This is a genomic window from Paraburkholderia sp. RL17-347-BIC-D, assembly GCF_046027915.1.
Classification (GTDB): Bacteria; Pseudomonadota; Gammaproteobacteria; order Burkholderiales; family Burkholderiaceae; genus Paraburkholderia.
In genome coordinates this window covers 332,600-347,270 of record NZ_JARESS010000001.1, presented here as the reverse complement: position 1 = coordinate 347,270, position 14,671 = coordinate 332,600, and the positions used below count along the sequence as shown (strand labels likewise).

The following is a 14,671-nucleotide window of genomic DNA, read 5'->3' as shown; positions in this document are numbered from 1 at the left end:
ACCTGCGGTTGTCGACTCAGACTGAGACCCCGCCTCCACCGCCTCATCCAGATCGGTCACTGCCGCGCTCTGCGTATTCGAGCATCCGCATGTCGTACACATCACACCACCTCCATCTTCCGGATCTTCAACTGCTGACCGGAAACCAGTTCGAGATTCTCGCTGCCGCACGCGCATTGCCCAAATGGCAGGTCGACCGCGAGCGTCGCGCCGCATGTGAGACAGCGCGCCTCGCCCGGTATAACGACGATCTCGAGTGTCGCGCCCTCCACCGCCGTATCCTTCGCGCACACGTCGAAGCAAAACCGGATCGCCTCCGGCATCACCGCCGACAGTTGCCCGATCTCCAGCGTCACGCACCGCACGCGCGCGCCGTGCGCCTGTTCCGCGCAAATCTCGACGACGCTGTTCGCAATACTCAACTCGTGCACGGCGCACTCCCCGTTGGCCGCTCAACAGATGCGCGGCAGTTGCTCGCCCACCAGCATATCGACGATGCGTTGCCCGCCGAACACGGTCCGCATCACGACTAGCCCATTCGCCTCCGCCTCGTTCCGTTCAACCGTCCCGATCACCGCCGCCTCGCGTCCCACCGGGTGCGCGCGCATGGCCGCCAGCACGCGTTCGGCGGCGTCCGCGGGCACCACGGCCACCAGCTTGCCTTCATTGGCCAGATACAGCGGGTCCAGGCCGAGAATCTCGCACGCGCCCTTCACCTGTTCACGCAAGGGCAGCGCGGCTTCATCGAGCCGTATCGTCACGTTCGAACTTTGCGCGAATTCATTGAGTACGGTCGCAACACCACCGCGCGTCGCATCGCGTAGACAGTGGATCTGCGGACACGCGTCGAGCATCGCCGCGATCAGGCCGTTGAGAGGACAGCAATCGCTTTCTATGTCGGCTTCGAGTGCAAGCTGCTGACGCGCCACCAGAATCGCGGCGCCGTGATCGCCGAGACAGCCGTTGACGATCACCACGTCGCCCGGACGCGCGTTGCGCGCCGAAATCGAGACATCGTGGCGCACCACGCCAACGCCCGTGGTGTTGATGAACAGCTTGTCGGCGCAACCGCGCTCCACCACTTTCGTGTCGCCCGTGACGATCGCGACGCCGGCTTCGAGCGCGACGCGCTGCATGCTCGCCGCGACGCGGCGCAGAAGATCGACGGAGAACCCCTCCTCGATCACCACGGCGCACGACAGGTATAAAGGCGTCGCGCCGCACACCGCCAGGTCGTTCACCGTCCCGGACACGGCCAGTGTGCCGATGTCGCCGCCCGGAAAGAATAGCGGATCGACCACGTAGCTATCGGTTGTAAAAGCGAGCCGGTCGCCGTGCGCGGCGAGATCGGCCAGCGCGAAGACGGCCTGATCTTCCAGCGCCGCGAGCGTGGGATTGTCGAAGCTCGACACGAACACGTCTTCGATCAGATCGCGCATCGCGCGGCCACCGCTGCCGTGCGCCAGATTGACGGTAGCGTCGCGCACGCGGTGCGGCGCACTGGCTTTGATCGAAGTAGAAGCGCGATCGTTCATGGGCCACCTCGCACGGCGGACACGCCAACCACATCGGCCCTGCTACCCGCGCCAGGACACGCCCCGCCCTGAACCGCCGCTTGCCGCGCTTCACGCCGTTCATCGATACGCGACGTATCGATCCGCCCATAGTTGTAATACGCCGCGCACGCCCCTTCGCTCGACACCATCAGCGAGCCGAGCGGCGACTCCGGCGTACACGCTGTGCCGAACACCTTGCATTGATGCGGCTTGATCACGCCCTTGAGCACCTCGCCGCATTGACATGCTTTCGGATCGGCGATCTTCACGTTCGGCACCGCGAACTTGCGCTCGGCATCGAATCCCGCGAACGCCTCGCGCATCCGCACGCCGGAATGATCGATCGAGCCGAGTCCACGCCACTCGAAAAACTCACGCGTCTCGAACACGCGCGTGACCGCCGACAAAGCCTGCGCGTTGCCATCCTCCGGCACGATCCGCCCATACTGGTTCTCGACCTCGCAGCGGCCATCCGCAATCTGCTTGAGCACCATCCACATCGATTGCAGCACGTCGAGCGGCTCGAAGCCCGCCACCGTGATCGGCTTGCGATAGTGCCGCGCGATGAAGTCATACGGCCGCGTGCCGATTACCATGCTGACATGTCCCGGACCAAGAAAGCCGTCGAGGTGCAAATCGGGCGAGTCGAGAATCGCCTTGATGGTCGGAATGATCGTGATGTGATTGCAGAACAGCGAGAAATTCGTGACCTTTCGCGCGTGCGCCTGCAAGACGGTCATCGCGGTGCTCGGCATGGTCGTCTCGAAGCCCAGGCCGAAGAAGATCACCTCGCGTTGCGGATTGAGCTGCGCGATCTTCAATGCGTCGAGCGGCGAATAGACCATGCGCACGTCGGCGCCGTCGGCCTTCGCCTTGAGCAGGCTTTTCTTCGAACCGGGCACGCGCATCGCGTCGCCGAACGTCGTGAAGATGACTTCCGGACGCTCCGCCAGCGCGACGCAATCGTCGACGCGCCCCATCGGCAGCACGCACACCGGGCAGCCGGGACCGTGCACGAACTCCACGGCGTCGGGCAGCAATTGCTGGATGCCGTAGCGGAAAATCGTGTGAGTGTGGCCGCCGCACACTTCCATGATTTGCAGCGGCCTCTGCTTCGCGCGCTCGATGCGTGACACCAGCGCGCGAATTTCCCTCGCGAGCGTTTTCGCCTTCTCCGGGTCGCGAAACTCATCGACGTATTTCATGGCGTGCCTCCGGCGGCCGCCGTTGGCGAAGCGCCGAGACCGCCGCGGTCGTCGGCGAGCAGCGTATGCACGAGGTCCCACAGAATGTGATAAATCGCGACATGCGTCTCCTGCACGCGATGAATGCTGTCGCTTCTCACCACGAGGCAATGATCGAGCGCGGCGCTCGTGGCCATGCGTCCGCCGTCGTGACCGGAGAGTCCGATGGTCAGCAGTTCCATCTCTTTGGCCTTTGCGAACGCGGCCAGCAGGTTCTCCGAATTGCCGCTCGTCGACACGCCGATCAGCGCGTCGCCGCGCCGTGCCTGCGCGACCAGTTGCCGGACGAAAATATGATTGAAGCCGACGTCGTTGCCGACCGCCGTCAACATGGCCATGTCGGCGACAAGATTGATGGCGGTGAGCGCGGGACGTCCCGTCGTGACCGGATGCAGAAACTCGACCGCGATATGCGCCGCGTCGCAACTCGAACCGCCGTTGCCCATCGCGAAGAGCCGGCCGCCACGGCGATACACGTCGGCAATGGCGTGAGCCGCGCGCACGACCTCGGGTGCGCTCTCCTCGAAGAAACGCGTCTTCGCATCCACGCTGTCCTGCGCCTTGCGACGCACCGATTCGAGCAGGGCCGCGTCGAGCCGCTCCGCATCCTGATGCGCGCCATGCAGGAACGGATACAACGCTTGCAGCGATTCATGTTCGGGCATTGCCGGTCTCCGTGTGCTGGCGATGGCGCGCTCACGGCGCGCCGCGCAACTCATCCATCTCGCCCTGCGCGACGCCCAGTTCGTGAAGCAGCGCAAGCGTGCGCGCCGCTTCCTGCTCGTCGAGCCGGCTCATCGCAAAGCCGACATGCACCAGCACCCATTCGCCGACGCACGCGCTCGCCGGCCGGTCTTCATCGATCACGAACGCGATGTTGATCACGCGCCGCACACCGCCGACGTTGACGAGCGCGAGATCGTTCGCCGCATCCGTCACTTCGACGATCTGCCCCGGGATGCCCAAACACATGTCGCTCTCCTCTCTGCCCCCGTGCCAACCATCAACCCTCGCCGCGCTGCCGCGCCGCCGCGATGACCGCCTGCCCGAGCGACAATCCGCCGTCGTTGGCCGGCACCTGGCCATGCGTCAGCACGCGAAACCCCGCCTCGCCAAGGCGCGTTGCCACCTGTTCGAACAGGATGCGGTTCTGGAACACGCCGCCCGATAGCGCGACGCTGCGCGCGTCGGCCGGGCCGGTCAGCAGGTCGGCAAGACACTCCACCATGCGCACGATCGCAATCGCCACGCCCTTGTGAAAACGCGCCGCAATCACCGGCACAGGCGTGCAGCGCAGCAGATCGTCGAGCAAGGCTTCCCACATCGGCCGGGGTTCGATGCAGCGCAACCCACCCGGCACGGTGTTGGTCAGTTCGAAGGGATATGCATGCGCGTCGCTATCGTTGCGCAGCGTGTGCTGATCGACCAGCGCCTCCAGTTCGATCGCGGCCTGGCCTTCGTAAAGCACACGCTCACGGCACACGCCGAGCGTGGCCGCCACCGCGTCGAACAGACGGCCCGTCGAACTCGCGAGCGGGCTGTTCACGCGCTGCGCGATCATCGCGTCGAGCGCGGCCCGCGGACGGCCGCTCAGGAACTGCTGCATCTCCAGACCGCTGTAGTGCCGCGTAAATCCGTACCAGTCGAAGGCAGCCCGCAGATGCGCGTAGGCATTGCGCCACGGCTCGTCGATGGCGCGCGTGCCGCCCGGCATCGCCACCGGCTTGAAGCGGCCGAGACGCGTGTAGCCGCGATAGTCGGCCAGCATGAATTCGCCGCCCCACAGTGTGCCGTCGTCACCGTAGCCGAGACCGTCGAGCGCGACGCCGAGCATCGGCAACGCATCGAAGGCGACCCCGTTTTCGGCCATGCACGCGGCAAGATGCGCATGATGATGCTGCACTTCGACCACGGGAATCTGCGAGGCTTGCGCGAGCTCGTAGCCGATCTTGCGCGACAGATACTCGGGATGCAGGTCGAGCGCGATCACCTGCGGTTCGTATTCGAACAAACGCAGATACTGCGCCACCGCGCGGCGGTAGTCCGCATACGTCAGCGCGTCTTCCAGATCGCCGATGTGATGCGAGACGATCGCTTGCGCATCGCGCGCAAGGCAGAAGGTGTTCTTGAGCTCGCCGCCCATCGCCAGCACCGCGGGGGTGTCGGCGAAACCTTCGGGCAACAGCAGCGGCGCCGGCGCATAGCCGCGCGCGCGCCGAACGATCTGCGCGCTACCCCGCACGACGCGCGCCACCGAATCGTCGACCCGGCGCGAAATGTCGCGATCGTGCATCAGGAAGACATCGGCGATACGGCCGAGACGCGCGCGGGCGTCCGCGTTGTCGATGCACGGCGGCTCGTCGCTGGTGTTGCCGCTCGTCACGACGAGCGCGGAATCGATCGACTCCGTCAGCAGCCGATGCAGCGGCGAGGACGGCAGCATGAAGCCCAGCGTGCCGACGCCCGGCGCAATACTTGGCGCGACGCATTCGGCGCCGTCGGCGGACATGATCACGATGGGTCCACCGGCGCTCGCGAGCAGCGCGCATTCGGCCTCGCTCGGCGTGCAATACCGCCGCATGGCTTGCAGATCGCGCGCCATCAGCGCGAAGGGTTTGCGCTCGCGCCGTTTTAGCCGCCGCAGACGTGCGACCGCGGTTTCATCGCTCGCATGGCAGGCGAGTTGAAAACCGCCCAAGCCTTTGATCGCGACGATCGCGCCGTGCCGCAACAGCAGGCTCGCCGCGCGGCACGGGTCGTCGCCATTCACGCGCGCGCCGTCGCGGCTCTCCAGCCAGACACGCGGGCCGCATGCGGGGCACGCAACCGGTTGCGCGTGAAAGCGCCGGTCGGCCGGATCGTCGTATTCCGCGCGACACGCGTCACACATGACGAACGCCGCCATTGTGGTATTGGAGCGATCGTAGGGAATGGCTTGTATGATCGACAGCCGGGGTCCACAGTGCGTGCAATTCGTAAACGGGTAGCGGTAGCGGCGGTTCGCCGGATCGGCGATCTCCGCCGCGCAATCGGCGCAGATGACGGCATCGGGTGTGACGCCGGTTTGCACATGGCCGCTCACGCTCGGCACGATACGAAAGTCGTTCGCCTCGGCCGCCTCGTTCAATTGATGCCGCTCGATCGCGTCGATCCGCGCAAGCGGCGGACACTCGGCACTCAGGCTGTCGATGAAGCGCTGCAGCATCCACGCGTCGCCCCATGCGTGAATCAGCACGCCGTCGCTGTCGTTGCAGACGTCGCCGACCACGCCGCAGGCATGCGCAAGCCGCCACACGGTCGGCCGGAAGCCTACGCCCTGCACCAGTCCGCGCACGCGGATCTCTTCGCCGACCGGTCCCACGACCGCCGGATGCTGCGCCGAACCCTGCCCGGCGGGCTGTGCATGCGTGCTCATCGCCATCTCCCTGGCCGTTGTCGCCTACATGTTGCGGATGCGGATATAGCGCTTGATGTCCTTCATATTCGCCAACACGCCGACCACCAATGCCGGCAACAAGAGGTACTTGAAAAATCCTTTCATGATGTCTCCCGCTTCAGTCGTTTCACACCGTATGCATGACGTGTTCGCGCACCCCGCATGTCAGGCCACGCGCGCGGCGCGCTGTTCCAGCCTCGCCGTCACGAGCCGCACCACCACTTCGGCGGCCTGCTCCACCGCGGCCGCCACGGGGCGGCTCAAACTCATCCGTCCTTCTTCGCCCTCTTCGCAACCGAAATCCTGCGGCTCGCAGCCGAGCACGACGATGTCCTCGCACCCGCCGCCGAGCATCCGCACGGTTTGCAGCACCTTGGCCGGGTCCATCTCATGCGGCGACATCAGGATCGGCACGGCGTACGGATCGTCGCTCGCAGCGCCACCCGACTCTTCGATGGACGGCTCGATCACGTATAGCGTGCCGGGCGCGCCGCCGCGCTGCGTCGCGTCGATCAGGATCGCGCTGTCCACGCCGTCGAGCAGCGCGTAGCACAGATCGACGCCGCGAATGCCGAAGTCCGCGACGTTTACACCGGCCGCGAATGCCGGCAACTCACCCGCGGCCAACTGTTCCTGCAAACGCCGCACCACTTCGACGCCGAAGCCGTCGTCGCCGAGAAACACGTTGCCGATGCCGGCCACCAGAATCGCGCTCATACGAGCCCCCGCCGAGCGCCGGCAGCATGGCCGAGCGGCTCGATCTCGTCCGGCCCGAAGAAGAACCGGTGGCCCGGCATGCGCTGCACGCCGAAGTCCTTGCCCGGATCGTCGTCGATAGTCACGGCGACATGCACGTGGTCGTCGAAATCGCGTTCGATCGATTCGATCGTCGCGACCATGCCGCTCAGCGCGATATCGAAGATGTCGGCGCGGCCGCGCGGGCGCAAGCGCACCTGATCGCCGATGCGAATCTCCACGCCCGCGACCCGCACGCAGGCAAGATGCGGGCGCGCATCGAGTTCGGCCCACGGCGAGACGGGCATGGCGGTCTGCGCCGCGGAGATGGACGCGCCCACGCTCGCCGCGTCGAGCGCGCGCACCTGCCGCAAGGTGCCGTGCAGCTTCTGCATCTGCTCGGCGCCCAAACCTTCGGTGCGCGCGAGCAAGGCGCGAGCACGCTCGTCGGTGGCGATCATTTCGCGCTTTTCTTCGTCCGTCATGGTGAGAATGCGCAGCGTGAGAATCTCGTCGATCTCCGTGGCGTCGAACAGATCGCCGGCGCTTTCGGGCGCGATCTGCGGAAAATCGTAGAGGATGATCGGCGAGGCGAGCATGGTGTCGGGCCGCTGTTCATCGCCGACCAGCACCGGCCACACGCCGATATTGCGGCACGCGGCCGACGCCGCCGCGAGATCGTCGGGCGGATCGATCGACGAAATCCACGTGCCGCGCTCGATGCTCAGCACGGTATGGCACGAGACCAGCGCATACAGCGAAGCAGCGTCGCGCGTGAGGTCGCGCACATGCTCGAGCGGCGTCTCGTTGACGATGCGCACTTTCAGCCGATAGACGCCCGCCGCCACGCTCGCCGCACTGATTTCGACGCGGCCTTGCAGCGCCGCACGCGTGCGGCGCAGCGCGCCACGCAGCGTGCCATGCCGGTCCGCCAGCGGTTCGAGGTCACTGCCGGCGTCGAATGAAAACGGCATATCGCGCGGCGCGTTCAGCAATTCGCCCAGCACCAGCACGGGCAGCGCGAGATGCCGTTCAGCCGCTTCCTGCCACGGCGTATAGCGCCGTTCGTCGATATCGAGCCCAGGCACCGTGCGCCACGCGGGCTCGCCCGACTCCGGGCGCACCGCGGCGTTCTCCGACACGTCCAGCACCATCCGCTCGATCACCTGCAAAAACCCGGGCCGCACCGCCACGCGCGTATGTTCGCCGCCGCGCAGCAGACACTCGCTTTGCGTCACCCACGGATCGCTGCCGGATGCCTCCGCATAGGCGCGCGGATACACGCCGCCGAAGGTCCAGCGCTGCCGGTTCTTCACCGAAGTCGGCCGGTACGGATACAGCATGTAGCCTTCGTACAGCACCGCCTGCACCACGCTTTCGACCGCGTTCACGATATGTCCTCCTCGAGCTTGTCGAGCAGGCTCGTGACCGCCTGCTCCCAGCTCGTCAGCCCCCCACGGGTTTTGAAGCGCGAGAGGCGATCGAACACGTCGCGATGCAGGCACAGCCATGCGCCGCTCGGGTAATAGCGAGCCATCATGTCGCGCCATAGCGCCACCGGCAGACGGTACGCCGCCTCCTTGTGCCACGGAATCGGCGCGACCTGCAATGCGCCGTCGGCCTCGCGATAGAACACGGTGCCGCTGAACTGCAGCATCAGCGGAATCTCACCCTCTTCGAGTCCGTGAAAATATTTGGTGGCGGCTACATTGAAATCGTAGCTGCACGGCACGGGCAGATCGAGCGTGCATTCGCCGGTAAACGGAGGCGCCACTGCCGACGCATGCGTCCACAGCATCGTGCGTAACGTATCGCCCCAACGCGGCGGAATGCCGAACAGGTCTTCGAGACCGTACTGCTCGGCGGGCGCGTAGCGGCGTTTCGCGGCTTCGATCTGGATCTGGCATTGCAGCGTGATGCTGGCGATCTCGCGCTGCGGCGCATTGTCAACCGCCGTATCGACGACACGCAGCTTGAACATCAGCAGCGGCGCCGCGGCAAACGGCACCACTTCCGCCGACTCGACGGTGAATCCGAGATCAGGCATGGAGCAAGCCCTCCGGCACGCGGCCCTGAGTCTTCAGCGCGGCGAAGAAACGATGGATCGCGTCCCAGGCCTGCCGTCCGCCCGAGACGCCACGCCAACGCGCGCGAATTACGCCGGTCAGCGCATAACATTGGTCGATCGGCACGCGGTAGTACTCGCGCGCGCCCTCGCTGCGGTTCACGAGCAGCGCTTCGACATCGGGCTCCAGTTGCGCGAGCCACGGATTGTCGGCGACCAGTTCGGTCCACGCCTGCAGATCCAGCAGCGACTGCGTGCCGCCCGCCGGGCCGGGATACAGCGCGACGATCCGTTGCGCCGAACTGTCGTGAAAGAAGAAAGCCATGTCGATGGGAATCGCCAGCGCGTCCCACTGCGCGTCGCTCATGCGAAAGCCGTCGAGATAACGCGCGTCGCGCGGCACCGGACGATAGCGCGCGTTCTGCTGATTGCCGAACAGCAGCGCGCAGGCACGGCAGCAGCAATACAGTTGGCGTTTGGCGATTTCGAACAGATGAGGATGGTCGGCCAGCAGCGGCGCGCCGCACAACTCGCAATGCACGTCGTCGGCTAGGCGCACGAAATGGCGCACGGCCGCGACCCAGCCGCGCGTCGTGGCGGCGGCGGGTGTCATTGCGCGCCGGCCTCGGTCCGGCTGGCTACCTCGGTGTGCTCAGTGTGCTCGGCGTGCGGGTCAGTGTGCGTATTAGGCACGAAGCGCAGTTCATGCACGTTGACGTCCTGCAAACCCGCGATGTCGACGCGCATCGTCTCGGGCGCAGCTTCGAAAATCGCAAGCTCGATTTCCTGCCGCAATTCGCCGACCGAATTGTGCTTGCCTTGGAGACGCCCGGCCACTTTCACGCGCACCGCTTCTTCGGCGGCGTCGAGCAATTCGATCTGAATGCCTTGCACGCCGAGCAGCGGCCGCATCTTCTCCACCGCGCGCGATACGCGCGTCGCCAGATCTTGCGGATGCAACCCGTGCAACAGCAGCAGCGCCGATACGCTGGCATCGCGTTCGAACGCTTCGAGCATGGCGTCGTCCATCGCCCCGGCGGACGAAACGATTTCCAGCAGACGCGCGAGCCCGTTCGTATGCAGATCGAGCACCACCTGCAGCAGTTCCTGAGCGCTCTCGCGCGCAGGCGGATCGTCGAGCGTCTCCAGCGCCGCAATGAGTTCCTCGATGCGGCGTTGCTGGGCGGCGACCGAGCGCGAGTCGCTCGTCTGGGCGCTCACGTATGCGCTCCCTGCATCACGCCGAAGGTCGGCGAGTGCGAGGTGTCGATGGTCTTGCCGTTGCCCACATACATATGCACGCCGCACGGCAGGCATGGATCGAAGCTGCGCACCGCGCGCATGATGTCGATGCCCTTGAACTTGTCGGGGCCGTTCTCCTCGAAGATCGGCGTGTTCTGCACCGCGTCTTCATAAGGTCCGGGCGTGCCGTAAATATCGCGTGGGTTGGCGTTCCAGGGCGTAGGCGGATACGGATGATAGTTGGCGATCTTGCCCTCGCGAATCACGAGGTGATGTGAGAGCACGCCGCGCACCGCCTCATGGAAGCCGCAGCCGAGGCCTTCTTCCGGCACCGTGAAATCGCTGAACGTGCGGGTGCGGCCCGCGTGCAATTCGGCGAGCGCCTGCTCGGCGAAATACAGCGCTGCCGCCGCCGAATAGGCCTGAAAATACGTGCGGGCGCGATCGCGTTCGAGCGCATTGCTCCACTTCGGAATCTTCCATTCGAACTCGACTTCGGGCTTGAGCGCGGTCTTCGGCAAGTAGATTTTCACGCTGTGACCAGTCGCCTTGATATAGCCGATATCCACCAGTCCCGCCAACGCGGTGGCCCACAGGCGCGCAATCGGACCGCCGCCTGTATCGAGCGCGAGGTGATCGCCTGTGCGCTTGTCGAGCCAGCGCGGCGACATCACCCACGTATAGTTGCCGTCGAATTTACGCTTCTGCGGATGCGGCAGCGTAGTCTGATTCCACGGATGCTTGCGGTCCACCGGGTTGCCGAGCGGGTCGTTCTTCACGAAGGTTTCTTCGTGATCCCAGTCGTCGTAATAGGAGCTGCCGAGCAGAATGCGAATGTTCAGGTTGATGTCGACGAGATCGGTCGTGACCAGCTCGCCGTCCACCACCACGCCCGGCGTGACGAACATGCCGCGGCCCCATTGCGTCATGGTGTTGTAGTTGTAGTCGCACACGTTCGGGTCCTGGAACGAGCCCCAGCAACCGAGCAGAACACGGCGCCGGCCCACTTCTTCGTAACCTGGCAATGCCTCGTAGAAGAAGTCGAACAGATCGTCATGCAGCGGCACGACCTTCTTCATGAACTCCACGTATTTCATCAGGCGCGTGATGTAGTCGGTGAAGAGCTGAATGGTCGGCACAGTGCCCACGCCGCCCGGATATAGCGTCGACGGGTGCACGTGGCGGCCTTCCATCAGGCAGAACATTTCGCGCGTGTAGCGGCTCACCATCAGCGTCTCGCGGTAAAACTCGCCGGTAAACGGATTGAGCGCGGTCATGATCTCCGCAATGGTTTTATAGCCGTGCTTGTCCGCGTGCGGCGCGGGTGTTTTCTGGGCCTTGTCCCACACGCCCGGATTGGTCTCCTTGACCATCGTCTCGCAGAAGTCCACGCCCACCAGGTTGTCCTGGAAGATGTTGTGATCGAACATGTATTCGGCCGCTTCGCCGAGATTGACGATCCACTCGGCAATCGGCGGCGGCTTCACGCCGTAGGCCATGTTCTGCGCGTAGACCGAGCAGGTCGCGTGATTGTCGCCGCAGATGCCGCAGATCCGGCTCGTGATGAAATGCGCGTCGCGCGGGTCCTTGCCCTTCATGAAAATGCTATAGCCGCGAAAGATCGACGAGGTGCTATAGCATTCCGCCACCCGCCGGTTCGCAAAATCGATCTTGGTGTAAATCCCCAGACTGCCGACGATCCGCGTGATCGGATCCCAGTTCATTTCGACCAGCTTGCCCGGCGCTGCCTGGGTGGTGCCGGTCGCTTCAGGTGCGGTGCTGACGGCCATGACCTTCTCCTGCTGACTATGCTGACGACACTGACTACGCGAATCCCGCCCGCTCAGCGACGGTAACCGGTGGTGAGTTCCGAACGGTTATGACGCCATTTCGGCTCATCGTTGAGCGTGTTTTTGGTCAGCTTGCGCAAGCTGCGGATCAGCGGGCCATAGCTCCTGATCAGATTCGACGACAGCACCGCGCCGGGCGGCTCGTCCATGAACGGCATGAACTTGTCCGGGAAGCCCGGCATCGTGCAGCCGATGCAGATGCCGCCCACGTTCGGACAGCCTCCGATGCCCGCCATCCAGCCGCGCTTGGGCACGTTGCATTGCACGACCGGTCCCCAGCAACCGAGCTTGACGATGCAATTCGGGCTGCCGTATTCGGTCGCGAAGATCGCCTGCTCGTACGAACCCGCCCGGTCGCAACCGTCGTGCACGGTGCGGGTGAACAGCCACTTCGGCCGCAACGCGTCGTCGAGTGGAATCATGGGCGCGAGGCCCGCGAGCTGATACAGCAGATAGAGCAGCGTCTCCATGAAGTTGTCCGGCTGCACCGGACATCCCGGCACGTTGACGATCGGCAGACCCGCTTTCGACTTCCAGTCCCAGCCGAGATAATCGGCGAGACCCATGCAGCCGGTCGGGTTGCCCTGCATCGCGTGAATGCCGCCATACGTCGCGCAGGTTCCCGCGCCGACCACCGCCAACGCGCGTGGCGCAAGCCGGTCGAGCCATTGCGGAATCGTGATCGGGTCGCCCGTATCGGGGTCGGTGCCCAAGGCGGCCCAATAGCCCTCGCGATTGATCCGCTCATTGGGTATCGAGCCTTCCATCACCAGCACGAAGTTGTCCAGCTCGCCACGCGCGGCCTGATGAAACGGCTTGAGAAACTCGTCGCCGTTTTCATACGCCAGCACGGGATTGTGTAAATGGACCTTCGGCAAGCCGGGAATCGCGCCGAGTATCACGTCCTCGATACTCGGCTGGGTGGCGGCGGTAATGGAGACCGAATCGCCGTCACAGCCGAGGCCCGCGGTGATCCAGATGATGTGCACTTCCTTGAGGGCCGGCGCGTGCTGAGTCTTGCGCCCATAGGGGACGTTGTCTGCTTCTGCCATGATGTGTCTCCACGACGTTCACGTTCTTTTGGACAAACAAAGATACGTGGCGAGCGCCGCACGGCAGTCACGTGTCCAGCAATCGATCAGGGATAATTTCCGCGTGGGGAGCGGTTAAAAAGATCGGATTTGCTGCATGTTTTCGTTTGAATGGTGCCCACCGCAATGAGCCCGCAAAACTTTTTCGAGTATAGGTCAGCGATTCGGAATAACCCAATTTTCATAGCTTATTCGCGAAGCTTCGCGCGCCGCGATAGCCGCATCCACACGCTCTATTCAATTCTCTGACGATAGCTCTTAAGGGTTTGCGCCAAACTGATCTGCCGTTGCGTACCAATCAGGAACGGATCTCCATCTCCCCGATTCGCCGCCATTTGTAGACCGCCACGGACAATAACCAGGCGGCCGCGAATACGCCGGCGATCGCATAGCCGAGCATGCCGAAGTTATCGTTGAGAACCGCCACCGCCTGCCAGAATCCGCCATTCAGATGCAGCTTGTCGGCTACCAGCCCAAGCCCTTCGATGCTGCCGACCAGCAGCGCCACCAGCACCGAAATCGTCGTGATGGTGAGGTTGTAGTAGAGCTTGCGGACCGGCTTCACGAAGGCCCAGCCGTAAGCGCCCAGCATGAGGATACTGTCGGTGGTATCGATCAGCGTCATGCCCGCCGTAAACAGCACCGGGAACACGAGGATCGACCAGATCGACATGCCTTGCGCGGCGCCCGCCGCGGAAATGCCGAGCAAGCCGACTTCGGTCGCGGTGTCGAAACCGAGGCCGAACAGAAAGCCGAGCGGATACATGTGCCAGCTTCGTGTGATCAGGCGGAACAGCGGCCGGAAGAGGCGCGCGAGAAAACCGCGATTGGCGAGCAGCATGTCGAGATCTTCGTCGACGTAGGGCTCGCCGCGGCGCACGCGCCGAAACGCACGCAGCACGGAGCGCAACACGACGAGGTTCAGCAGCGCAATGGCGAACAGGAAAAACGTCGACACGAGCGTGCCGATCATGGCGCCCGTTTCCCTGAATCCGCTCAGCCGGGTTTGCAAGGCCATCGCGGTGACGGCAATGCCGAGCGTGGCCAGTACGACGATGGTGGAGTGGCCGAGCGAGAACATGAGCCCTGCCGTGAGCGGACGCTGACCGGACTGGATGAGCTTGCGCGTAACGTTGTCGATGGCGGCGATGTGGTCCGCGTCCACGGCGTGCCGCAAACCGAGCGAGTAAGCCAGCAGACAGGAACCCATCAGCAGCGGATAGCCGCGAAACGCCATGAAGGCCGCAAGCCACGCCGCGAGATTAAAGGTCAGTAGCAACGCGTAGAGCCACGCGATCCGCCGGCGCCGATGGCCGGATGCCGCTATCGGAAACGCCTTCACGAACTCCGTCATGTGTTCTTCTCCCCGGAGCGAAGGCGAAGGCGGCTGCTTTGCACAGCCAGGCGCGCGAGGCGTCTTTTCGATAATAGACCTTTTCACACGCTGCGCCA

Annotated in this window: 15 protein-coding genes; all 15 read right to left on the bottom strand. The window is 64.4% G+C overall.

The window, feature by feature from the left end:
* Window positions 1–101: 101 nt before the first annotated feature.
* Window positions 102–431, bottom strand: a complete 330-nt coding sequence (hypA, locus tag P0D96_RS01655; RefSeq protein WP_408311035.1) for a hydrogenase maturation nickel metallochaperone HypA — start codon at window positions 429–431, stop codon at window positions 102–104.
* Between the two features lie 21 nt (window positions 432–452).
* On the bottom strand, window positions 453–1,535 hold the full coding sequence (gene hypE / locus P0D96_RS01650) for a hydrogenase expression/formation protein HypE (protein WP_408176554.1): 1,083 nt from the start codon (window positions 1,533–1,535) through the stop codon (window positions 453–455).
* Window positions 1,532–2,761 (bottom strand): hydrogenase formation protein HypD, encoded by a 1,230-nt coding sequence (hypD, locus tag P0D96_RS01645; RefSeq protein ID WP_408282041.1) that lies wholly within the window; start codon window positions 2,759–2,761, stop codon window positions 1,532–1,534. The genes hypE and hypD overlap by 4 nt, the downstream gene beginning before the upstream one ends.
* Complete coding sequence (locus P0D96_RS01640; RefSeq protein WP_408311031.1) at window positions 2,758–3,465, bottom strand: D-sedoheptulose-7-phosphate isomerase; 708 nt, start codon at window positions 3,463–3,465, stop codon at window positions 2,758–2,760. The genes hypD and P0D96_RS01640 overlap by 4 nt, the downstream gene beginning before the upstream one ends.
* A 31-nt stretch (window positions 3,466–3,496) precedes the next feature.
* Complete coding sequence (locus P0D96_RS01635; protein ID WP_132374323.1) at window positions 3,497–3,772, bottom strand: HypC/HybG/HupF family hydrogenase formation chaperone; 276 nt, start codon at window positions 3,770–3,772, stop codon at window positions 3,497–3,499.
* Between the two features lie 31 nt (window positions 3,773–3,803).
* Entirely contained in the window at window positions 3,804–6,215 is a 2,412-nt protein-coding gene (gene hypF / locus P0D96_RS01630; protein ID WP_408311028.1) for a carbamoyltransferase HypF, read from the bottom strand.
* Between the two features lie 24 nt (window positions 6,216–6,239).
* Window positions 6,240–6,341 (bottom strand): DUF6893 family small protein, encoded by a 102-nt coding sequence (locus P0D96_RS01625; RefSeq protein WP_408176547.1) that lies wholly within the window; start codon window positions 6,339–6,341, stop codon window positions 6,240–6,242.
* A 60-nt stretch (window positions 6,342–6,401) separates the two neighbouring features.
* Window positions 6,402–6,953, bottom strand: coding sequence for a hydrogenase maturation protease (locus P0D96_RS01620; protein WP_132374321.1), 552 nt, complete (start codon window positions 6,951–6,953; stop codon window positions 6,402–6,404).
* Entirely contained in the window at window positions 6,950–8,362 is a 1,413-nt protein-coding gene (locus tag P0D96_RS01615; protein WP_408311025.1) for a hypothetical protein, read from the bottom strand. The genes P0D96_RS01620 and P0D96_RS01615 overlap by 4 nt, the downstream gene beginning before the upstream one ends.
* On the bottom strand, window positions 8,359–9,018 hold the full coding sequence (locus tag P0D96_RS01610; RefSeq protein WP_408176545.1) for a DUF6084 family protein: 660 nt from the start codon (window positions 9,016–9,018) through the stop codon (window positions 8,359–8,361). Before P0D96_RS01610 ends, P0D96_RS01615 begins: the two co-directional genes overlap by 4 nt.
* Window positions 9,011–9,649: a DUF5947 family protein gene (locus P0D96_RS01605; RefSeq protein ID WP_408311022.1), complete on the bottom strand. Its 639-nt coding sequence runs from the start codon at window positions 9,647–9,649 to the stop codon at window positions 9,011–9,013. Before P0D96_RS01605 ends, P0D96_RS01610 begins: the two co-directional genes overlap by 8 nt.
* A complete protein-coding gene (locus P0D96_RS01600) occupies window positions 9,646–10,257 on the bottom strand; it encodes a NifU family protein (RefSeq protein ID WP_408311019.1) in 612 nt (203 codons plus the stop codon). Before P0D96_RS01600 ends, P0D96_RS01605 begins: the two co-directional genes overlap by 4 nt.
* Complete coding sequence (locus P0D96_RS01595; protein ID WP_408176541.1) at window positions 10,254–12,068, bottom strand: nickel-dependent hydrogenase large subunit; 1,815 nt, start codon at window positions 12,066–12,068, stop codon at window positions 10,254–10,256. Before P0D96_RS01595 ends, P0D96_RS01600 begins: the two co-directional genes overlap by 4 nt.
* A 53-nt stretch (window positions 12,069–12,121) precedes the next feature.
* A complete protein-coding gene (locus P0D96_RS01590) occupies window positions 12,122–13,180 on the bottom strand; it encodes an NADH-quinone oxidoreductase subunit B family protein (RefSeq protein ID WP_132374316.1) in 1,059 nt (352 codons plus the stop codon).
* A gap of 337 nt (window positions 13,181–13,517) precedes the next feature.
* Window positions 13,518–14,573: a HoxN/HupN/NixA family nickel/cobalt transporter gene (locus P0D96_RS01585; RefSeq protein ID WP_408311016.1), complete on the bottom strand. Its 1,056-nt coding sequence runs from the start codon at window positions 14,571–14,573 to the stop codon at window positions 13,518–13,520.
* Between the last annotated feature and the right edge of the window lie 98 nt (window positions 14,574–14,671).

What these genes read in the sequence shown, in the direction of transcription:
- P0D96_RS01590 (WP_132374316.1), bottom strand. Translation starts at nt 13,180, where the DNA reads ATGGCAGAAGCAGACAACGTCCCCTATGGGCGCAAGACTCAGCACGCG.
- P0D96_RS01585 (WP_408311016.1), bottom strand. Translation starts at nt 14,573, where the DNA reads ATGACGGAGTTCGTGAAGGCGTTTCCGATAGCGGCATCCGGCCATCGG.
- P0D96_RS01635 (WP_132374323.1), bottom strand. Translation starts at nt 3,772, where the DNA reads ATGTGTTTGGGCATCCCGGGGCAGATCGTCGAAGTGACGGATGCGGCG.
- P0D96_RS01610 (WP_408176545.1), bottom strand. Translation starts at nt 9,018, where the DNA reads ATGCCTGATCTCGGATTCACCGTCGAGTCGGCGGAAGTGGTGCCGTTT.
- P0D96_RS01605 (WP_408311022.1), bottom strand. Translation starts at nt 9,649, where the DNA reads ATGACACCCGCCGCCGCCACGACGCGCGGCTGGGTCGCGGCCGTGCGC.
- hypD (WP_408282041.1), bottom strand. Translation starts at nt 2,761, where the DNA reads ATGAAATACGTCGATGAGTTTCGCGACCCGGAGAAGGCGAAAACGCTC.
- hypE (WP_408176554.1), bottom strand. Translation starts at nt 1,535, where the DNA reads ATGAACGATCGCGCTTCTACTTCGATCAAAGCCAGTGCGCCGCACCGC.
- P0D96_RS01595 (WP_408176541.1), bottom strand. Translation starts at nt 12,068, where the DNA reads ATGGCCGTCAGCACCGCACCTGAAGCGACCGGCACCACCCAGGCAGCG.
- P0D96_RS01620 (WP_132374321.1), bottom strand. Translation starts at nt 6,953, where the DNA reads ATGAGCGCGATTCTGGTGGCCGGCATCGGCAACGTGTTTCTCGGCGAC.
- P0D96_RS01640 (WP_408311031.1), bottom strand. Translation starts at nt 3,465, where the DNA reads ATGCCCGAACATGAATCGCTGCAAGCGTTGTATCCGTTCCTGCATGGC.
- P0D96_RS01625 (WP_408176547.1), bottom strand. Translation starts at nt 6,341, where the DNA reads ATGAAAGGATTTTTCAAGTACCTCTTGTTGCCGGCATTGGTGGTCGGC.
- hypF (WP_408311028.1), bottom strand. Translation starts at nt 6,215, where the DNA reads ATGAGCACGCATGCACAGCCCGCCGGGCAGGGTTCGGCGCAGCATCCG.